The sequence below is a fragment of the Stutzerimonas sp. LR2 genome, assembly GCF_055755175.1.
Window position 1 is genome coordinate 171,101 of record NZ_JBVTRR010000001.1, and the last position, 20,362, is coordinate 191,462.

19 protein-coding genes are annotated in these 20,362 nt (G+C 65.4%); 10 read left to right on the top strand and 9 right to left on the bottom strand.

What is annotated here, in order from left to right; genetic code table 11:
* Positions 1–13: 13 nt before the first annotated feature.
* Positions 14–1,561 carry a phospholipase D family protein gene (locus ACVRRC_RS00810; RefSeq protein WP_053526902.1) on the top strand — a complete coding sequence of 516 codons (1,548 nt, stop codon included), beginning with the start codon at positions 14–16 and terminating at the stop codon, positions 1,559–1,561.
* Positions 1,562–1,763: 202 nt separating this feature from the next.
* Positions 1,764–2,501: a hypothetical protein gene (locus tag ACVRRC_RS00815; RefSeq protein WP_472996515.1), complete on the top strand. Its 738-nt coding sequence runs from the start codon at positions 1,764–1,766 to the stop codon at positions 2,499–2,501.
* A 6-nt stretch (positions 2,502–2,507) separates the two neighbouring features.
* On the opposite strand, the gene ACVRRC_RS00820 is transcribed toward ACVRRC_RS00815, so the two are convergent.
* From ACVRRC_RS00820 to ACVRRC_RS00830, 3 genes are all read right to left on the bottom strand, one after another.
* Positions 2,508–3,032 (bottom strand): Mpo1 family 2-hydroxy fatty acid dioxygenase, encoded by a 525-nt coding sequence (locus tag ACVRRC_RS00820; protein WP_068506899.1) that lies wholly within the window; start codon positions 3,030–3,032, stop codon positions 2,508–2,510.
* A gap of 101 nt (positions 3,033–3,133) precedes the next feature.
* Positions 3,134–4,696: a methyl-accepting chemotaxis protein gene (locus tag ACVRRC_RS00825; RefSeq protein WP_014595662.1), complete on the bottom strand. Its 1,563-nt coding sequence runs from the start codon at positions 4,694–4,696 to the stop codon at positions 3,134–3,136.
* 171 nt (positions 4,697–4,867) lie between these two features.
* Positions 4,868–6,391, bottom strand: a complete 1,524-nt coding sequence (locus ACVRRC_RS00830) for a 3-hydroxyacyl-CoA dehydrogenase (RefSeq protein WP_106442713.1) — start codon at positions 6,389–6,391, stop codon at positions 4,868–4,870.
* Positions 6,392–6,506: 115 nt separating this feature from the next.
* On the opposite strand from ACVRRC_RS00830, the gene ACVRRC_RS00835 reads away from it, so the two are divergent.
* Both ACVRRC_RS00835 and ACVRRC_RS00840 read left to right on the top strand, forming a co-directional pair.
* On the top strand, positions 6,507–6,935 hold the full coding sequence (locus ACVRRC_RS00835) for a PaaI family thioesterase (RefSeq protein ID WP_013981598.1): 429 nt from the start codon (positions 6,507–6,509) through the stop codon (positions 6,933–6,935).
* Between the two features lie 3 nt (positions 6,936–6,938).
* On the top strand, positions 6,939–8,267 hold the full coding sequence (locus ACVRRC_RS00840) for a hypothetical protein (RefSeq protein WP_256518576.1): 1,329 nt from the start codon (positions 6,939–6,941) through the stop codon (positions 8,265–8,267).
* 6 nt (positions 8,268–8,273) lie between these two features.
* On the opposite strand, the gene radC is transcribed toward ACVRRC_RS00840, so the two are convergent.
* Positions 8,274–8,948 carry a RadC family protein gene (gene radC, locus ACVRRC_RS00845; protein WP_014595659.1) on the bottom strand — a complete coding sequence of 225 codons (675 nt, stop codon included), beginning with the start codon at positions 8,946–8,948 and terminating at the stop codon, positions 8,274–8,276.
* Positions 8,949–9,085: 137 nt separating this feature from the next.
* Between radC and coaBC the strand changes: the two genes are divergently transcribed.
* Genes coaBC through argB form a run of 4 tightly spaced genes read left to right on the top strand, consistent with a single transcriptional unit; the run spans position 9,086 to position 14,285 of the window.
* Positions 9,086–10,294, top strand: coding sequence for a bifunctional phosphopantothenoylcysteine decarboxylase/phosphopantothenate--cysteine ligase CoaBC (gene coaBC / locus ACVRRC_RS00850; RefSeq protein ID WP_472996516.1), 1,209 nt, complete (start codon positions 9,086–9,088; stop codon positions 10,292–10,294).
* 1 nt (position 10,295) lies between these two features.
* A complete protein-coding gene (gene dut, locus ACVRRC_RS00855) occupies positions 10,296–10,751 on the top strand; it encodes a dUTP diphosphatase (protein WP_011911706.1) in 456 nt (151 codons plus the stop codon).
* Positions 10,752–10,795: 44 nt separating this feature from the next.
* Positions 10,796–13,366, top strand: a complete 2,571-nt coding sequence (locus tag ACVRRC_RS00860; protein WP_013981596.1) for a phosphomannomutase/phosphoglucomutase — start codon at positions 10,796–10,798, stop codon at positions 13,364–13,366.
* Positions 13,367–13,382: 16 nt separating this feature from the next.
* Positions 13,383–14,285 carry an acetylglutamate kinase gene (gene argB, locus ACVRRC_RS00865; protein WP_011911704.1) on the top strand — a complete coding sequence of 301 codons (903 nt, stop codon included), beginning with the start codon at positions 13,383–13,385 and terminating at the stop codon, positions 14,283–14,285.
* A gap of 56 nt (positions 14,286–14,341) precedes the next feature.
* Here the strand turns inward: argB and ACVRRC_RS00870 are convergent, their stop codons facing one another.
* The 3 genes from ACVRRC_RS00870 to pyrE all read right to left on the bottom strand — a co-directional run bounded on the left by ACVRRC_RS00870 (position 14,342) and on the right by pyrE (position 17,276).
* Complete coding sequence (locus ACVRRC_RS00870; protein WP_011911703.1) at positions 14,342–15,817, bottom strand: DUF3360 family protein; 1,476 nt, start codon at positions 15,815–15,817, stop codon at positions 14,342–14,344.
* A 204-nt stretch (positions 15,818–16,021) separates the two neighbouring features.
* Complete coding sequence (locus ACVRRC_RS00875; protein ID WP_041771627.1) at positions 16,022–16,588, bottom strand: DUF4124 domain-containing protein; 567 nt, start codon at positions 16,586–16,588, stop codon at positions 16,022–16,024.
* A 46-nt stretch (positions 16,589–16,634) separates the two neighbouring features.
* Complete coding sequence (pyrE, locus tag ACVRRC_RS00880) at positions 16,635–17,276, bottom strand: orotate phosphoribosyltransferase (RefSeq protein ID WP_013981594.1); 642 nt, start codon at positions 17,274–17,276, stop codon at positions 16,635–16,637.
* An 85-nt stretch (positions 17,277–17,361) separates the two neighbouring features.
* On the opposite strand from pyrE, the gene ACVRRC_RS00885 reads away from it, so the two are divergent.
* Positions 17,362–18,141 carry an exodeoxyribonuclease III gene (locus tag ACVRRC_RS00885; RefSeq protein WP_011911700.1) on the top strand — a complete coding sequence of 260 codons (780 nt, stop codon included), beginning with the start codon at positions 17,362–17,364 and terminating at the stop codon, positions 18,139–18,141.
* Between the two features lie 72 nt (positions 18,142–18,213).
* Here the strand turns inward: ACVRRC_RS00885 and ACVRRC_RS00890 are convergent, their stop codons facing one another.
* Positions 18,214–18,582 carry a DUF4870 domain-containing protein gene (locus tag ACVRRC_RS00890; protein WP_011911699.1) on the bottom strand — a complete coding sequence of 123 codons (369 nt, stop codon included), beginning with the start codon at positions 18,580–18,582 and terminating at the stop codon, positions 18,214–18,216.
* 17 nt (positions 18,583–18,599) lie between these two features.
* On the bottom strand, positions 18,600–19,322 hold the full coding sequence (gene rph / locus ACVRRC_RS00895) for a ribonuclease PH (RefSeq protein WP_013981593.1): 723 nt from the start codon (positions 19,320–19,322) through the stop codon (positions 18,600–18,602).
* A gap of 149 nt (positions 19,323–19,471) precedes the next feature.
* Here rph and ACVRRC_RS00900 point away from each other — a divergent pair, with 149 nt between their 5' ends.
* On the top strand, positions 19,472–20,335 hold the full coding sequence (locus ACVRRC_RS00900) for a YicC/YloC family endoribonuclease (protein WP_340065737.1): 864 nt from the start codon (positions 19,472–19,474) through the stop codon (positions 20,333–20,335).
* The last annotated feature ends 27 nt before the right edge of the window (positions 20,336–20,362 follow it).

Genomic DNA, 20,362 nt, shown 5'->3' on the forward strand with positions numbered 1-20,362 from the left:
ACCCGGAGAAACCTTGCGCGCCTATCTGACGCTGTTGCTGCTCGTGCTGCTGGCCGGTTGCGCCAGCCATCCAGCCCCGACCGAGTCCTACTCGGTCGCCCCGGACGCCTCTCCCCTCGGCCGGCGGTTACAGCAGCTCGCTGCCACCCAGCCGGACGGCTACTCCGGCTTTCGCCTGCTGGCCGAGAGCACCGAGGCCTTCACGGCCCGCAGCGAAATGATCCGCGCCGCCCAGCTCAGCCTGGACGTGCAGTACTACATCGTCCATGACGGCCTGACCACCCGCGCACTCATCGACGAGCTGCTGCAGGCGGCTGACCGTGGCGTTCGTGTACGCCTGCTGCTGGACGACACCACCAGCGACGGCCAGGACTACCGCATCGGCGCCCTCGCCGCCCATCCCAACGTCCAGATCCGCGTCTTCAACCCGTTGCACCTGGGCCGCAGCAACGCGATTACCCGAACCATGGGCCGCCTGCTGCACCTGTCGTTGCAGCATCGGCGCATGCACAACAAGCTCATGCTGGTCGACGGCAGCCTGGCCATCGTTGGCGGGCGCAACCTGGGGGACGAGTACTTCGAGGCCGACCAGGCGATGAACTTCACCGACATCGACCTGCTTGGCGCCGGCCCGGTGGCCGAGCAGCTGGCGCGGAGTTTCGACGAGTACTGGAACAATCAACTGAGCGTGCCGATCCAGCGCTTTCTCTGGTGGCAGCCGAAGGCCAGCGGCCTGGACAAGGCCCGCCGGCAGCTGCGCGACTACCTGCAGCAGGCGCGGCAGGACAACAGCGAGCAGTACCAGCGGTTGATGCAGTACAAACAGGAGCCGCAGCTGCAGCAATGGCTCGATGAGCTCATCTGGGCACCGGGCGAGGCGATGTGGGATGCCCCGGAGAAGCTGCTCGCCGAGGGCATACCGGCCACCTCGCTGCTGCTGACCACTCAGCTGGCACCGACCATGCAAGCGGTGAGCCGCGAGCTGACACTGATATCGGCCTACTTCGTGCCGACCGCCAGTGGCGTGGAGTACCTGGCCGAGCGCGCCGGTGCGGGGGTGACGGTACGCATCCTCACCAATTCGCTGGAGGCGACCGACGTGCCGGCCGTGCACGGTGGTTATGCACCCTACCGCCGCGAACTGCTGGAGCATGGCGTGCGCCTGTTCGAGCTGCGCCGGCAGCCGCAACAGGAGCCGTCCTACAGCTTTCTCGGCGAGTCCGAATCCAGCCTGCACAGCAAGGCGGCAGTGTTCGATCAGGAAAAGGTGTTCATCGGCTCGCTGAATTTCGATCCGCGCTCGGTGCTCTGGAACAGCGAAGTCGGCGTGCTGGTGGAAAGCCATGAGCTGGCCCGCGAGGTCCATCGCCTGACCCTGGAGGGCATGTCGCCCGCGCTCAGCTACGAGGTACGCCTGGAGGAGCGCGACGGGCGCCAGCAGCTGGTCTGGATCGCCGAGGACGGCGGTCGCCTGCGCGTGCTGGAGAAGGAGCCCGGCGGGCTCTGGCGACGCTTCAACGCCTGGTTCGCCGACGTGATCGGACTGGAGAAGATGCTCTAGCATCCGCTCTGGACCGCCCTGCCGCCGGTGACTGCGCAGCGAGTACCTGCCGGCGCGTCAGCTGCAGCACATCTCCGCCCTTCTGTCCTCCCCCTGCAAATCATTCTTTGGGGTGATACCAGATAGCCAGTGGTCCGTTAGGCTCAGGAATGCTGCTGCCACGCACGCATCGCTTCTATAAAAATAAAAAAGGAGCACGACAATGGACCGTTTCACTCGCTTCTGGTTATTGCTGATCCTCGGCATGCTGCCCGGCCTCACCGAGGCTGCCGAGCCGACCACCCCGCTGCAGAACATGCAGATTCACGCCAACCGCGCGACCAGCAGCCTGCTGCTCTACCGTGGCGAAGGGTTTCAGAAGGCACACCTGCTGCGCTTGGAAGACGATCTGCGGGCGCTGAACGCCGCCCTGATGCAGGTACCCAACCCCACCAGCGCATTACGCGAAAGCCATCAGGAACTGCTGGCCCGGCTTCGCGAAGGTGCGAGCTTCGGCACCGCCGAAGACGACATGCCCTGGGGCTTTCCGCTGCAGATGAGCAAGGCGCTACGCGATTTCCTCACGGCCGTGCGCGCCCAGCAGGGCGCCGACAGCCAGGCCGAACTGCCGGCCAAGGTCGAATACCTTGCCGTGCAATACCTCAGCCGCGCCTATATCGGCTCCTTCGAAATCGCCCGCGAACAGCCGGATACCTACCTCGGCCAGGATGAGCGCCACCTGGTGCCGGCCATCGACGCCCAGCTCGCCGAGCTGGACGGCAAGCGCGACCCGCTGTTGGCCAAGCTCAAGACCCGCTGGGATTTCCTCCGGGTGGCGCTGCAGGACATGAACAGCGCCAGCAACAACCTCACCACCGCCTCGGGCCGCCCGTTCGCGCCGATCATGGTCGACCGCCATGCGCGCAGCCTCAGCGACCAGTGGATGGCCGCCAAGCCCTGAGGACCGTCAGCCGTGAGCGGCCGTGTGGCGCAGACGCACCGGCCCGACCCGCGCCTCGATGGCGAGGCGCAGCGGCTCGCGCAACCCGAGCATGAAGCCGAGTTCGGCCGCGACGAACAGCGGCCCGATGATCAGCCCGCTGAGGTCGTCGACGAACGCCGGCTTGCGCCCCTCGAAATAGTGGCCGATGAACTGGATGATCCAGCCGACCACGAACAACCCCACGCCGATACCCAGCCAGAGCGCCGTGCCCGCTCCGGCGGCCAGCGCACCCAGCCACAGGCAGAGCGCCAGCACGGCGCTCATCAGCATGCCGTAGCGCAGGTCCAGACGCAGATAGAACAGCGCGGCGACAAGCGACACCAGCGCCGCCGGACTGAGCCACAGGCCCGCCCAGGCGATGCCGGGGCGCGACAGCAGCACGGCCACGGCCACCACGATCAGGGGAATGCCAACGAAATGGGTGAGCAGGTTGCGCGGGTCGCGGTGGTAGGCCGCGTATTGCGCGAGGTGATCGGTGAGCGTCTTCATCGGCTGCATCTCCGCAGAACCAGTAGCCAGCAAGCTTAGTCGCTCCCTGGCCCGTGCAGCTGCACAGGGCCAGGGCGATCGCGCCAACCTCGGGATCGGCCTTATTGCTCGGGGCGATAGCCCAGCCGCAGCCCACCCCAGTGGCGCCCGCGAACCATGATCGGCACCGACAGATCATGCATCAGCTCGCCGGTGTCGCGACTGTAGGTCTGCAACAGCAGGCGCCGCTGATGACTGCCGCAGCGGCCGCCGGTGCGATCGTTGAACAGCCGCTTGCTGCGGCTCTTGACCCGATCGATCTCCGGATTGCCCACCGGCGGCTGGCTGAAGGCACGGTTGTGGGTCGGTACATAGCCTTCCGGGGTCGTCGCGATGGCGTAGACCAGTGCAGGATGCCGCTGCAGCAGCGGTTCCTGGATCGCTGGCAGAACCTCGTCGGCATACTTGTCGAAGCGCGTCTGGTACTTCACCGGGTCGGTATTGGGCAGCGCCCGGTAGTTGCGATCGAAGAGATCATCGAGGCTGACCCGCCCGGCCTGGATGTCCGCCTCGAACCGCTCGGCGATGGCCGCAGCGCCCTGCCGCGCCAGATCGAACATGGCCTGGTGATAGTCGTCCAGCTGCACCTCGGCGAGCTGCTCGCTGGCACTCTCGGCCTGGGCCACCAGCCGCTCGGCGGCCTGCTCCAGCTGGCGGGTCTGTTTCTCGCTGTCCAGTGCGTCGGCGCGCAGCTGGTCGAGGGCGACGAACTGCCCGGTCAGGCGCTGATGGTTGTCGGCGGTGCCGGTGGTGATCTGCTCCACCTGGGACTCGACGCTGCCGGCCAGCCCGGCGATACCGCTGAGCTGCTCGCCGGTGGTGGCGATCTGCTCGGCGGCGGCGTCCAGCTCGTTGGCCTGGCGCTGGATGTAGCTGACCACCGCTTCGCTCTGCTGGCGAATGTCGGCCACCATGCGCCCCACTTCTTCGGTGGCGCTGGAGGTACGCGCCGCCAGGCTGCGCACCTCGTCGGCCACCACGGCAAAGCCGCGCCCCGCCTCGCCGGCGCGGGCGGCCTCGATGGCTGCGTTGAGCGCGAGCAGATTGGTCTGGCTGGCAATGGACTGGATCACGTCGGTGATCCGGCGAATCTCTTCGGTGCGGGCAGACAGGCCGTCGATCAGCTCGCGACTGGCATGGGTCTGCGCGCTGAGCTGCTGCATCCGCTCGATGGCGCGCTGCAACTCGGCCTGACCGGCATCGCTGCGCTGACGCACCGACTGTGCGGCGTCCAGCGTGTGTCGGGCGCGCTCGGCGCTGTCCTGCTCGGTGGCCGCAATCGCCTCGGCACCGTTGGCAATTTCGCTCACTGCCTTGAGCTGCGACTGCAGGCGGCTGGCGAGCTGCTCGGCGCTGAAGGCGACCTGAGCGGCGGAAAGCGCGTTGTGGCAGGTGTTGCGCGACAGATTCTTGGTCAGCTCACTGAACGCCGGCGGCGTATCGGCAGCCGTCGCGCCGTCGTCTGCCGCGCGCCAGACGGTGAACCAAGGCCATAGCGCCGCGGCGAGCAGCAACAGCGCCGTCAACAGCAGGGGCGGGGCCAGCCAGTAATGCATGAGCAGCAGACCGACGATCAGCGCTACATGGAACACGATGGCCTTGGGGTGGCGGTTGGCGGGGCTCATGGACGGGCCTCTTGTTCTTGTCGGATTGATCCGACGTTGTACCCACAGCCTCCGACAAAGAACAGTAGTGCCTTAGTAGCACCGTGCCGTTATCGAAGGCTCACCCCAGGCTTAACGGCCGCGGCCGGACAAACTGAAGGCGCCGGCGCGCGCCTCCGGTCGCCTCGATAACTAGGGTGCCGACGCCCGCTCCGGCGCGCTCAGGGGCAGCGCGAGCTGTACCCGCCGGCGCAGCCAGGGGCTCGGCCGGTAGCGCGCCTCACCGCCATAGCAGGCCTGCATCGCCTCGAGAATGGCGAGGACGCGCGCCGCACCATAATGCTCGGCGAAACCCAGCGGTCCCTTCGGGTAGCCCAGCGCCAGGGTAATCGCCCGGTCCAGCGTATGCGGATCGGCGATGCCCTTCTGCGCGATCTCGCAGCCCAGGTTGACGATGCTGGCCACGACGCGCTGACTGACGAACCCCGGCGAATCGTTGATCACCTCCACCGGCACGCCGTCGCCACCCAGCGCCTGCCGCGCCTGGGCTTCCAGCGCGGGGTCGAGCGCAGGCGTACGCATCAGCACGTGCCGCCGTTCGCGATCGCTAAACAGGTCGTAGGCGACGCAACGCGCCGCCGGTAAATCCAGACGCGCGATCATCGAGCTGGCGTCCTCACCCAAAGGAGTGATCAGGCAGATGGCCCGTTCCGACGGCGTCTCGCCCGACTCCAGCTGCGCACCCGTCTGGCCCAGCAAGGCTGCCAGCCAACCGCGCAGCTCGGCGTCCTGGCTGTCCAGCCAGAACGGGCGGTCCACCGGGACTGGCTCGACGGCCGGCGCCGGCGTTCGCATCTGCTGGCCATTGTCGTAGCGGTAATAGCCCTGGCCGCTCTTGCGCCCGAGCAGACCGGCGGCGACCCGCTGCGCTGCCTGGTAGGACGGCGTATAGCGTGGGTCCTGGTAGAACTGCTGGTACACCGACTCCATCACGGCGTGAGAGACGTCCAGACCGGTGAGGTCGAACAGTTCGAACGGCCCCATGCGAAAGCCCGGGCCGTCGCGCAGGATGCGGTCGATCTGCTCGGCATCAGCGATGCCCTCGGCGAGGATGCGCTGCGCCTCGGTGCTGTAGGCGCGACCGGCATGGTTGACCAGAAAACCGGGAGTATCCGGTGTGATCGCAGGGAAATGCCCGGCCTCTTCCGCCAGCTTGACCAGCCGCTCGATCACCTGCGGATCGCTGCGCTCGCCGCGCACCACTTCCACCAGCTTCATCAACGGCACCGGGTTGAAGAAATGGAAACCGGCCACCCGCTGCGGGTGCCGGCAGGCCGCGGCGATCCGCGTGACCGACAGTGACGAGGTATTGGTCGCCAGTACCGCGTCCTCGGCAACCAGCGCCTCCAGCTCGACGAACAGCGCCTGTTTGGCCTCGAGATTCTCGACGATGGCCTCGATCAGCAGGTCGCAACCGGCCAGCTCCTGCAACGTCGACGCCGGCCGCATCCGCGCCAGGGTTGCGTCGAGCGCCTCGGTGCTCAGGCGGCCCTTGGCCAGGCTGCGCTCCAGCAGCTCGCGATTGAAACGCAGCGCCTCGGCGACCGACTCGCCGCGCGCATCGTAGAGCCACACCTGCTTGCCCGCGCTGGCAAACAGCTGAGCGATGCCCCGCCCCATGGCGCCGGCACCGATGATTCCGATACGTTCGAACATCCCAAGTCCCTCCTCACATTCCGCATATTCCGCAGTGCGGAATGGCATTCCGTCAGATTGACCAGCAGGCTAAAGGCTGCCACTCTGCGGCGCAACTTCCTACCGATACGCCCTTATGTCCGAGCATTCACGCCAGCAGGTCGAAGCCTCCATAACCGGCTTCTTTCAGGATCTCGGCTGCCGCCTGACCGAGTACGGCCCCGAGCGGGTGGTGATCGAACTGCTGCTGCAGCCGCGCCACCTGAACAACGCCAGCAACCTGCACGGCGGCGTCAGCGCAACCTTGCTCGACGTGGCGATGGGCCTGTGCGGCACCTGGACCGAGCAGGCGGACCAGCGCCGCGTGGCGACCACACTGTCGATGAACGTCAACTTCAGCGCACCGGCGCCAGCCGGCAGCCGCATCCGCGCGGTGGCACGCTGCCGCTCCTCCGGGCACAAGGTATTCATGGCCAGCTGCGACCTGCTGGACGAGCAAGATCGCCTGTTGGCCTTTGGTGAAGGCGTCTACCAGCGCGGCAAGCTGCGCAGCGAGCTGCCCTGACCGATGCTGGCCCTGCTGCCACTGGCGCTCGCCTGCGAGCTGTTCGCGCTGGTCTCCCGCCTGCAATGGCCGAGCGTGATCAGCGGCGCCCTGCTGGTACTGTTCTTCCTCTGGCACTGGCGCTCGCTGATGCCCTACCCGCGCCGGCTGGGGCTGGTCACGCTCGGCCTGCTCGCTTACTGGTTGCTGCTTGGCACGCCCAGCTGGGAACAGGCGCAGCGGATGCTGGCTGCCGCTGCCTATTACGGCGCGTTCATCGGCGCGCTGGGGCTCGCGCACTGCGCAGTCAAGCGGCTGCCACAACTGGGCGAGCTGCACCGCTTGCTGCTGCGACAACCGCGCCGGCGCCTCTACCCGAGCTATCTGCTGAGCACCTTCGCCATCAGTTCGGTGCTGAGTTTCGGCATGCTCAACCTGGTCTGCGGCTCGCTGGAACGTCATCTGGACGGCCGCGGCTACAGTCCGGCACAGCGGCGCGAGGGCGCCCGCGGGGTGATGGTCACGGCACTGCGCGGCTTCGCCCTGGTGCCTCTGCTGGCGCCCACCAGCGTTGCCGTGGCGATCCTCACTCGCGAGCTGCCGGGGCTCAGCTGGAGCGCACTGCTGCCGTTCGGGCTGCTCTGTGCGGCAATCCTACTAGTGGTCGGTTGGACGATGGACAATCACCGGCTGCATCAACTGCAGATGGGCAGCGAACGGCCGCCCGCGCCAGCCGGTGAGCTGCGCAGGCTGCTGTATGGCAGCCTCCTGGGCATTGCGCTGATCGCCCTGCTGGCCAGCCTGACCTGGCTCTCAGCGACCCAGGCAGCGATGCTGCTGGTGCCGCTCGCCGTGATCGGCCTGCTACTGCGCCAGGGCGGCTCGCCAACCGCCGTCTACGGCGAGGTACGCGACACCCTCGCCGGAATGCGTAACGAGACTTTCATCTTCGCCTGCTCCGCCTTGCTGGGCGGGCTGACCGCCATCCTGATTCCGGTCGAACGTCTGGCAGGTCATTTCAGCAGTACGCCCCTGGCGCTGTTCGGCCTCGGCGCCATCGGCATGCTCGCCATCATCGCCCTGGCGCTGCTGGGTGTCGCGCCGATCATCTCGCTGAGCCTGTGCGCCGCACTGCTGGCCCAGCTGGCGGGCCACGGCGTCGCGGTGATGCAGCCGGCGGTGGCGCTGCTGGTGGGCTTTTCTCTGGCGATGCTGCTGTCGCCCTATGGGCCGTCGGCGCTGATGCTGGCGCGCCACGCGGGGATCTCCCCGTGGCGCATCGCCTTCGGCTGGAACGGCCGCTTCGTGCTGCTGGTGCTCGGTCCGCTGCTGCTGGTACCGCTGCTGGCGTAGCGACGCTCACATCCAGCCATATTCGGCCATCGACAGCGGCTCGCCGTCACCGACGATGAAATGATCGAGCACCCGCACGTCGATCAGCGCCAGGGCGTCTTTCAGCCGCTGGGTCAGCTGACGGTCGGCCTGGCTCGGCTCGGCCACGCCCGACGGGTGGTTGTGGGTGAGGATCACCGCCGCCGCGTTCTGCGCCAGGGCACGCTTGACCACCTGCCGAGGGTAGACGCTGGCGCCATCGATGGTGCCATGGAACAACACTTCGAAGGCCAGGACCCGGTGCTTGGCGTCGAGAAACAGGCAGCCGAACAGCTCGTGCGGTTCGTGGCGCAGGCGCGCCTTGAGGTAATCGCGTACCGCCTGCGGCGATTCCAGTGCCGAATGGCGGCGCAGCCGTTCGGCCAGGTGCCGGCGACCCATCTCCAGCACGGCCTGCAACTGGGCGAACTTGGCCGGCCCAAGCCCCAGGTGTGCGCTGAACTGATCGAGATCCGCCTCCAGCAACGCGCGCAGGCTACCGAACTCGGCGAGCAGGTAGCGCGCCAGGTCCACCGCGCTCTTTCCGGCGACGCCGGTGCGCAGGAATATCGCCAGCAATTCGGCATCGGAAAGCGCGGCCGCGCCCTGATCGAGAAGCTTCTCCCGCGGCCGCTCCGACGCCGGCCAGTCACGTATGCTCATGTCATCTCCCTGTCGAGCAGGCCCACTTTTCCGCTGTGGGCGCTGTGCTATCTTAGCCCGTCATTTTTCCGGGGCACCGGGCAACTTCAGACCTGGTTCTCACTCCGGACATCCCTACCAGATAACAAGGCAGGCCTATGCAGCGGCTGTATCGTAAACGCATCGTCCTGGGCGTCGGCGGCGGCATCGCCGCCTACAAGAGCGCCGAACTGGTCCGCCGCCTGCGCGACCATGGCGCCGAAGTCCGGGTGGTGATGACCCAGGGCGGGCGCGAGTTCATCACCCCCCTCACCCTGCAGGCGCTCTCCGGCCATCCCGTCCACCTGGACCTGCTCGACCCCGCGGCGGAAGCGGCCATGGGGCACATCGAACTGGCTCGCTGGGCAGACCTCGTGCTGATCGCGCCGGCCACCGCCGACCTCATGGCCCGCCTTGCTCAGGGCGTCGCCAATGATCTGCTGACCACCGTGGTGCTGGCGACCAACGCCCCGGTCGCGCTGGCGCCGGCCATGAACCAGGCCATGTGGGCCGACCCCGCTACCCAGGCCAATCGTGAGCAGCTGCTGGCACGTGGCATTCGCCTGTTCGGACCCGACTCCGGCAGCCAGGCCTGCGGCGACATCGGCATGGGGCGCATGCTCGAAGCCGAGGAGCTGGCGCGTGCCGCCGCCGACTGCTTCGAGACCGGCATGCTGACCGGCAAGCACCTGCTGATCACCGCCGGCCCCACCCAGGAGAACATCGACCCGGTGCGCTACATCACCAACCACAGCTCGGGAAAGATGGGTTTCGCCCTCGCCGAGGCCGCTGCCGAAGCCGGCGCGCGGGTCATCCTGGTGACCGGCCCGGTGTTCCTGCCCACTCCCGATCGTGTGCAGCGCATCGACGTCGTCAGTGCCCGTGACATGCTCGCGGCCTGCGAAGCGGCGATGCCCTGCGACATCCTCATCGCCGCGGCAGCCGTCGCCGATTACCGTCCGGAAGTGGTGGCACCCCATAAACTGAAGAAAGACCCCAGCACTGGCGATGGCCTGCTGCTGCAGATGGTGCGCAACCCGGACATCCTCGCCACCCTCGCAGGCCGTGCGGATCGCCCGTTCTGCGTCGGCTTCGCCGCGGAGACCGAGAATCTTCTCGAATATGCCGCCCGCAAGCTGCGCGACAAGAACCTCGACCTGATCGTCGCCAACGACGTGGCCAACCCCAGCATCGGCTTCAACAGCGAAGACAACGCGGTCAGCGTGATCGACCGCCAACAGCACGAAACCCGCTTCGGCCAGGCCAGCAAGGGGCATATTGCCCGTGCGCTGGTAGCCTTCATCGCCGAGCGCTACAAAGAGTCCTGACATGCACGCACTCCAAGCCAAGATCCTCGACCCGCGCCTCGGTCGGGACTTCCCACTGCCCGAATACGCCACACCTGGCTCGGCCGGTCTCGACCTGCGCGCCATGCTGCAACAGGACACCGTCCTGGAACCCGGCCAGACCCTGCTGATCCCCACCGGCCTGGCCATCCACATCGCCGACCCGACCCTGGCCGCGCTGGTCCTGCCGCGTTCGGGCCTCGGCCACAAGCACGGCATCGTGCTCGGCAACCTGGTCGGGCTGATCGACTCGGACTACCAGGGTGAGCTGATGGTGTCCTGCTGGAACCGCGGCCAGAGCGCATTCACCATCGCCGTCGGCGAGCGCATCGCGCAGCTGATGCTGGTGCCGGTGGTGCAGGCGCGTTTCGAACTGGTCGACAGCTTCGACAGCAGTGATCGCGGCGCCGGCGGATTCGGCCACTCCGGCAGCCACTGAGCGATACCCCCGCTTACTTCTTTCAGGATGATCCGAGGAGCTTCATGGCACTCTTCAAGCGCACCGCCAAGGATTCAGGCGTACTGAACCCGGCCGAGACCCGCAGCAAGCGCAGCGGCATCAACATCAAACCCTTGCTCGGTGGCCTGGCGAGCTGCCTGATCGGCCTCGGCGCAGCGGCAGCGCTGCTCTGGCTGGGCCTGCAGAATGCCGAGCAGGAGCAACGGACGCAGCTGGCCAGCGCCTGGGGCCAGAGCCAGGCCAGCGCGCTGCAGCAAGCGCTGCGTCAGCTGCAGGGCGATACCCAGGCGGTGACGGAGCGACTGATGCTGGTCGACGCGCTGCGTGGCGACGGTGAGCGTCGACGCGATGCCGAGCAGCGCCTGCTGGACCTGCCCGGCGTGGTCGACGCGCATCTGAATGTCCGCGGCCGCGCCGTACCCGACACCAGCCGCCCGGGACCGCTGAACTTCGCCGCGCTCGATCTGCTGCAGCGTGCGGAAGCCGGCCAGGCGCCCGCCCCCGAAGCGTACAAGGTCGACAACCGCTGGCTGCTGTACAGCGCCGTCGCCCTGCGCGGCGAAGGTCAGCAGGCGATTCGCGGCACGCTGCTGCTGGTGACTGACCTCGAACGCCTCCTCGCCGGCCTCCCGACGCTGCCCGCCGGCGCCGGGCAACTGCGGTTGAGCCAGCAATTCGCCGGCGCACCGGAGCAAGTGCTGCTGCAGCGCGGCACCCCGGGCAATGCCACGGCCCTGACACTGCCCAGCGGCAATTCCAACTGGACGCTGAGCTACGTTCCGGGCAGCGAAGCCGCGCCGGCCATGCTGACGCCCCTGCACCTGATCGCCGCGGCGCTGCTGGCACTGGCCGGCGTACTGATCGGCCTGCAACTGGTGCTCGGCAGCCAGCAACGCAAGCTGCGCGAAGACGTGCTGCGGATCAGTCGCCTGCTGCAGGAACTCTCCACGGGCAAGACCATCCAAATACCGGCCTTGAGCCTGCCGGTCCTCGACGCACTGGCCAGGAACATGGTCCGACTGCCCGTCCGCCCCGCCGGATCGGCTCCGACTCAGGCACCTGCCGCGGCCCCCGCCGTACGGCCCGCCAAACCTACCGAGTACGTCGCTCCGCCCCTGCCGGAGACCGATATTCTCGACATCGACATTCTCGACGAGGACCAGGACATCTTCGGCCTCGACACCAAGGAGCGAGAAACCGCAATGAGCAGCGCCAAAGCCCCGAACTTGCCCGCCAGTATCTTCCGCGCCTACGACATCCGTGGCGTTGTCGGCGACAGCCTGACCACCGAAACCGCGTACTGGGTCGGCCGCGCCATCGGGTCCGAGAGCCTCGCCAAGGGTGAACCCAACGTTTCCGTCGGCCGCGACGGTCGCCTGTCCGGCCCGGAGCTGGTCCAGCACCTGATCCAGGGCCTGCTCGACAGCGGCTGCGACGTCAGCGACATCGGCATGGTGCCGACGCCGGTGCTCTACTACGCGGCCAACATCCTCGCCGGCAAGTCCGGGGTGATGCTCACCGGTAGCCACAACCCGCCGGACTACAACGGCTTCAAGATCGTCATCGCCGGAGACACCCTGGCCAACGAGCAGATCCAGGTGCTGCGCAAGCGGATCGAGACCAACGACCTGTCCAGCGGTGTCGGCAAGGTCGAACAGGTCGATGTACTGGAGCGTTACTTCGAGCAGATCCGCAGCGACATCGCCATGGCCAAGCCGATGAAGGTGGTGGTCGACTGCGGCAACGGTGTGGCCGGCGTCATCGCGCCCAAGCTGATCGAGGCCCTGGGTTGCACCGTGATCCCGCTGTACTGCGAGGTCGACGGCAACTTCCCCAATCACCACCCCGATCCCGGCAAGCCGGAGAACCTGGTCGACCTGATCGCCAAGGTGAAATCCGAGAAGGCTGATCTGGGCCTGGCCTTCGACGGCGACGGCGATCGCGTCGGCGTGGTGACCAACGCCGGCACCATGATCTACCCGGACCGCCTGCTGATGCTGTTCGCCAAGGACGTGGTTTCGCGCAATCCAGGCGCCGACATCATCTTCGACGTCAAATGCACCCGCCGCCTGACCCCGCTGATCAGCGGCTATGGCGGCCGCCCGGTGATGTGGAAGACCGGCCATTCGCTGATCAAGAAGAAGATGAAGGAATCCGGCGCGCTGCTGGCCGGCGAGATGAGCGGCCACATCTTCTTCAAGGAACGCTGGTTCGGCTTCGACGACGGCATCTACAGTGCTGCACGCCTGCTGGAGATCCTCAGTCAGGACAAGCGTGACGCCGAACAGGTGTTTGCCGCCTTCCCCTGCGATATCTCGACGCCGGAGATCAACATCACGGTGACAGAGGAAAGCAAATTCACCATCATGGACGCCCTGCAACGCGACGCCAAATGGGGCGAAGCCAACCTGATCACCCTCGACGGTGTGCGGGTCGACTATCCCAAGGGCTGGGGCCTGATCCGCGCCTCCAACACCACCCCGGTGCTGGTACTGCGCTTCGAGGCCGACAGCGAAGAAGAGCTCAGCCGCATCCAGGACGTCTTCCGCGGCCAGCTGCTCAGCGTTGCACCCGACCTCAAACTGCCGTTCTGATTTTGCGGAGTCCTGCATGACCCTCAGCCGTGAAGCTGCCACCCAATTCGCCAAGGTCCTGTCCGAAGCGCTGCCCTACATCCGCCGATTCGTCGGCAAGACGCTGGTCATCAAGTACGGCGGCAACGCGATGGAGAGCGAGGAGCTGAAGACCGGCTTCGCCCGCGACATCGTGCTGATGAAGGCGGTGGGCATCAACCCGGTGGTGGTGCACGGCGGCGGCCCGCAGATCGGCGATCTGCTCAAGCGCCTGAACATCGAAAGCCACTTCATCGACGGCATGCGGGTCACCGACAGCCAGACCATGGATGTGGTGGAGATGGTCCTCGGCGGCCAGGTCAACAAGAGCATTGTCAGCCTGATCAACCAGCATGGCGGCAGCGCCATTGGCCTGACCGGCAAGGATGCCGGCCTGATCCGCGCCAGGAAGCTCAAGGCGACCCGTCAGACGCCGGAGATGACCAAGCCGGAAATCATCGACATCGGCCATGTAGGCGAGGTTACCGGCGTCAACGCCGAGCTGCTGGAAATGCTGGTGCAGGGCAACTTCATCCCGGTCATCGCGCCGATCGGCGTGGGCGAGAACGGCGAGTCGTACAACATCAACGCCGATCTGGTGGCCGGCAAGGTGGCAGAGGCGTTGAAGGCCGAAAAGCTCATGCTGCTGACCAACATCGCCGGCCTGATGGACAAGCAGGGCAACGTGCTGACCGGGCTGTCCACCGCTCAGGTCGATGCGCTGATTGCCGATGGCACCATCTATGGCGGTATGCTGCCGAAGATCCGCTGTGCACTGGAAGCCGTGCAGGGCGGCGTCAACAGCGCGCATATCATCGACGGCCGCGTGCCCAATGCGGTGTTGCTGGAGATTTTTACTGACGTTGGGGTCGGCACGCTGATCACCAACAGTCAGCGCTGATACCTGTACATGAAAAAGGGGAGCCCAGGCTCCCCTTTTTCGTGTGCGCTAGAACCTCAGAGATCGATGCGGAACGATTCGAGCATCGCCGGAATGCCTGGGAACATGCCGATGCCCAGCATCACCGCGCACAGCACGATGAACACAATCGTCGGAATCACCCAGCGGTGCAGATGGCTCAGCGACTGACCGCGCTCCTTGTCACCGATCAGTCCGAGGTTGTCCAGCAGCACGGTGAGTGACCAACCGAACACCGGATTGACCAGCGCCGAAGAGAAAATCACGATGGCTGCCGACTGCGAGGTCTTGCCCTCGCGGGTCATCTGCATGCCGGCTTCCAGCAGCGGCAGGAACACGCCGACCATCAGCGCCACGCTCAGAACCGGCGGCCAGATGGCCAGGTCCATCGGATAGCCCCAGAGCGCGGCGACCACGCAGAGCAGGCCGGTGAGCAGCGCACCTGCGGGGATCGGACGCTTGGCGATGGCCGCCGGGACCATGAAGGTACCCCAGGACGACGCCAGATTGCCCCCGCCCAGCGAAGTGCCGACGATCTGCCGCGCTGCCGCGACGCACATGGTGTCGTCGATGTTCATCAGCACCTTCTTCGCCTTGGGCGGATAGTTGAGCTGCTGAAACACGCGATGGCCGAGAAAATCCGGTGACCACATGGCCACCGCCAGCACGGCGAAAGGCGCGACCGCGATGAAATGATGCAGGTCCGGCAGGCCGATCTGCCAGCCGGTGTCCTCGCCCCACCAATACATTGGATTGAGATTCGGCACGCCCGGCTCGGTGGTGAACTCGAACGGAGCGCCCATCACGAAGGCGATCAGCGCAGCCAGAGCCGAGCCCAGCGGAATCGCCAGCCAGCGCATGCGGATATGCTCGAGATAGGCATACATGACGATGGTCGCGAAGACCACGACAAAGGCGATATAGCCCATGTCGAAACTGTCCGCCCAGCCGAACAGCTTCTTGATCTGCGAGGTGATGCCGATGAAGCCGAGGTAGAGCAACAGACCGCCGCACACCCCGTCGCTGGTCAGCCGCGCCAGCAAGCTGCCACCCTTGAACACGCCGAGGGTAAAACCGAGCACCCCAACCATGATGCCCAGCGCCATCGGATGACCGCCCGAGGCGACGATCAGTGGAATCAGCGGGATCAGCGGACCATGGGTTCCGGCCAGGTTGGCGGTGGGATTGAGGAAGCCGGAAAACAGCACCACGAACAGCAGCGCGGCAATCAGCATCTCGTAGCGCGCGTTCTCGATCACGAACTCGTTGGACAGCCCCATCGGACCGGCGAACGCTGCGACCACTGCGGCCACCATGACAATCTTGCCGATGGTTGCCGCCATGGCTGGCACCCAGTCTTCGTACTCGAAACGGTAGTCACGAAACGGCAGGTTCACGCCCCAGCGTTTCGGCGCCATGATCTCCAATTCGTGTTCAAGGTATTCAGCGCGAGTCGCGAAATTTCCCTTCGGCTTGTGAAGCTCCTGATAACTGCGTAGGTTCCTATCATTCATGCCAGTCAGCCATACCGAAAATTTTGCGCAACGGTACAGACTGACTCCAAGCAACTCATCACGACCTTGAAACTATTGAGTTAGAGCGGTCTTTTATGATAGTAAGCAAGCTACGCATTCATCCAGAAAAATGGCGAATCGCCATTAATGCGTCGAGATTGCTTTCAGCAGGAAGTTTCGAAGGGGCGCGCCAGGTCGACGCGCTTATGGATTCTGCCCGAGCAGCTCGGCGACTCGCTGCCGATCCTGGGCGAAGCTGACCTCCGCCTCGGCACGCGTCTTCTCGAAACGCGCCAGGTCTCGCAACAGGCTCTGCTCTTCCTTCTCGAGGTTTTCGATCTGCGCCAGCAGATTCTCAGGGACATTGCGCCCCGCCCGCTCGTGGTTCGCCGCCTGCTTGCGCAGACTGCTGTGCTGACTGCGGATGGATTGCAGGTTGCCCTGAGACAAACCGATCACGCTATCGAGCTCGGCCAGTTTGCGCGTTTCAGCTCGCTCGACATCCTCTACGCTGGCATAGAGACGCAGCAGCTGTGCATCCGACGCATCGCGCGCCTTCTTCGCCTGCAGCCGGGCGAACTCTTCGGCGGTCGGCGCCGGCGGCACCTCGCGGACCACGCGTCCCTGCTCGTTGAGCACCTGATAACCGCGGGAGATATGCTGCGGCGGCACGCCGTGGCGATCGAGAACCACCACGCCTCGTTCGTCGACATAGCGATAAAGCTCGGCAGCCGAGGCCATTACCGGACAGATGACCCCCAACAGGAGCATCGTTCGAGTGGCTACCGATCTACGCATGTGCAATACCTACCCTGGGTCAGATTCCGTACTGCTCGCGATAAGCCTGAACCGCGGGCAGGTGCTGTTTCAGCTGAACATCATCGGCGAGATATTCCAGCACTTGCTCCAGGGACACAATACTGATCACCGGCATTCGATAATCACGTTCAACTTCTTGAATCGCCGACAGCTCGCCCTGCCCTCTTTCCTGCCGATTCAGGGCAATCAGCACACCTGCCGCCTCGGCATTCTGTGCCCGAATGATCTGCATGACTTCACGGATGGCGGTGCCGGCGGTGATCACGTCGTCAACGATCAGCACGCGGCCAGTCAGCGGGGCGCCGACCAAGGTGCCGCCCTCGCCGTGATCCTTGGCTTCCTTGCGGTTGAAGCACCACGGCAGGTCACGCTGATGCTGCTCGGCCAGCGCGATGGCCGTGGCTGCGCCTAGCGGGATGCCCTTGTAGGCCGGACCGAAGATCACGTCGAAATCCAGGCCGCTCTCGATCACCGCCGAGGCATAGAACCGCCCGAGCTGTGCCAGCGCGCTGCCGCTGTTGAACAGGCCGGCATTGAAGAAATAGGGACTGGTACGCCCCGACTTGAGGGTGAACTCACCGAAACGCAGAACGCCGCGCTCGATGGCGAAGCGGATGAACTCGCGCTGGTACGCCTGCATGAAGAAATTTCCCGGAAAACCACTGTTTTAGCTAATTGCGAAGAGCTTGGGTTATCATACACGCACGTGTTTTTAGGGGCCATTTATGCGGATCATCAGCGTCAACGTGAATGGCATTCAAGCGGCGGCACAGCGGGGATTGCTCAGCTGGCTGCAAGCGCAGAATGCCGATGTCATCTGCCTGCAGGATACCCGCGCCTCCGCCTTGGAACTCGACGACCCCGCCTACCAACTGGATGGCTACTTCCTCTACGCCTGCGATGCCGAGATTCCGGAGCAGGGAGGCGTGGCGCTCTATTCCAGGCTGCAGCCCAAAGCCGTGATCACCGGTCTGGGCTTCGAGACGGCGGATCGCTACGGGCGTTATCTGCAGGCCGACTTCGACAAGGTCAGTATCGCCAGCCTGCTGGTGCCTTCGGGTCAGGGCGGCGATGCCAACCTGAACCACAAGCTCAAGTTCATGGATGACTTCGCCCACTATCTGGACAAGCAGCGCCGCAAGCGCCGCGAGTACATCTACTGCGGCTCGCTGTACGTCGCCCACCAGAAGCTGGACGTGAAGAACTGGCGCGACTGCCAGCAGGATCCGGGCTTCCTCGCGCCCGAGCGCGCCTGGCTGGATGAGATCTTCGGCAACATGGGCTATATAGACGCGCTGCGCGAGGTCAATCGCGAAGGCGACCTGTTCAGCTGGTGGCCGGATACCGAGCAGGCCGAGATGCTCAACCTCGGCTGGCGCTTCGACTACCAGATCCTGACCTCAGGCCTGCGCCGCTTCGTGCGCAGCGCCCGCCTGCCGCGCCAACCGCGCTTCTCGCAGCACGCTCCGCTGATCGTCGATTACGACTGGACGCTGAGCCTGTAATACGCGATTCGCAACGGCAGCCGACACGCGATGTGTCGGCCGCCGTTCAGCTGTCAGGGAATCGAAACCGTCCTATCTGACGATCCGCCAGCAGAAGGGGTAGCGATAGGGCTTGCCTTCGTTGGCACGGATGCCGGCGATCACCACCAGCACCAGCGCCACCACGCTCACCAGCACCATCAGCGGAAAGCCGATGAGGATCCAGGCCAGCACGCCACAGATCATCATCGCAAGGCTGAAGGTCAGCTGGAAATTCAGCGCCTCCTTGCCCTGTTGGTCGACGAAGGGGTCCATGTCCTTCTTCAACTGCCAGACGATCAGCGGGCCGAGCACGTTGCCGATCATCGGCGCCAGGAACCAGAAGAACGCCGAGTAGTGGCAGAACATCGCCCACTGACGCGCTTCGCGGCTGGGCAACGGCACGAGATCCTGATCGCTCATTTCGCCTTACCTCTCGCTCAGTCCGCCAGCACCGCGCGCTGCAGTTCGAACAGCTGACGCACACCATCGTGTGCCAGCGCCAGCATGGCGTTGAGCTCGTCGGCATGGAACGGCGCGCCCTCGGCCGTGCCCTGAACCTCGATGAAGCCACCGGCGTCGGTCATCACGACGTTCAGATCGGTTTCGGCAGCCGAGTCTTCCAGATAGTCCAGATCGAGCACCGGCTCGCCCTGATAGATGCCGACCGATACGGCGGCAATCATCTGCTTGACCGGATCGCCGCCCTTCAGACCGCCGCGCTTCTTCAGCACCTTGAGGGCGTCGATCACTGCCACCATGGCGCCGGTGATCGAGGCGGTGCGCGTACCACCGTCTGCCTGGATCACGTCGCAGTCGATGTACAGGGTGTTCTCGCCGAGCTTGCTCATGTCCAGCGCGGCCCGCAGCGAACGGCCGATCAGACGCTGGATTTCCAGGGTACGTCCGCCCTGCTTGCCCCGCGCCGCTTCGCGCTGGTTACGCTCACCCGTGGCGCGTGGCAGCATGCCGTATTCGGCGGTCAGCCAGCCCTGGCCCTGCCCCTTGAGGAAGCGCGGTACGCCTGTCTCGATGCTGGCTGTGCAGATCACCTTGGTATCACCGAACTCCACCAGCACCGAGCCTTCGGCATGCTTGGTGTAGTTGCGGGTGATGCGGATCGAGCGCAGCTGATCGGCGGCACGGCCACTGGGTCGCTTCATGGGTAGGTCCTGCTAGAGAAGAATGTGAGCGGCATTATAGAGCCCCTTGGCCGGGAAAGGGTCGCGACAGTCCGGTCGTCTCTGCAGCGATTGCCGGTTTCCTTTACAATCCTCCGCCTTTCGCAGTCCGCATCCGAGAGGTTAACCCGATGGTCCACAGCATGACGGCCTTTGCCCGCAGCGAGCAGGCCGGCGCCCATGGCACCCTCAGTTGGGAAATCCGCTCGGTCAATCATCGCTATCTGGAGCCGCACCTGCGCCTGCCGGAAGCCTTTCGCGACCTCGAAGGCCAGGCGCGCGATGCCCTGCGCAAAGGGCTCTCGCGCGGCAAGGTGGAATGCACCCTGCGCTTCGCGGAGGAAAGCCAGCGCGGCAACCTGCAGGTCGATCAGGAGCGCGCCAGCCAGCTGATCGCCGCCGCTGAAAGCGTTGCCGCGCTGATCCGCCAGCCTGCTGCCATTGATCCGCTGCAGGTGCTCGGCTGGCCTGGTGTACTGGTCGGCGATGCACTCGATCCGCAAGCGCTCAACCAGAGCGCACTCGAACTGTTCCACAAGGCACTGGAACAGCTCAAGGAAGGTCGCCGCCGCGAGGGCGAGGAGCTGGCCAAGCTGCTCGGCGAACGCCTGGACAGCATCCTCGAGGAAGTCGCCACGCTGCGTGAGCAAGTGCCACAGATGCTCGCCGCCCAGCGGCAGAAGATTCTCGACCGTTTCAGCGAGGTGCGTGCCGAGCTGGATCCGCAGCGCCTCGAGCAGGAAATGGTTCTGCTGGCGCAGAAGAGCGATGTCGCCGAGGAACTCGATCGCCTGAGCACCCACGTCAGCGAAGTGCGGCGGGTGCTCAAGGCCGGCGGTGCCGCCGGGCGCCGCCTCGACTTCCTCATGCAGGAACTCAACCGCGAGGCCAACACCCTCGGCTCGAAAGCCTTCGACCCGCGCAGCACTCAGGCCGCGGTAAACCTGAAAGTCCTCATCGAGCAGATGCGCGAACAGGTACAGAACCTCGAATAACTGCCAGCAGCCGTTGCGGCTGGTCTA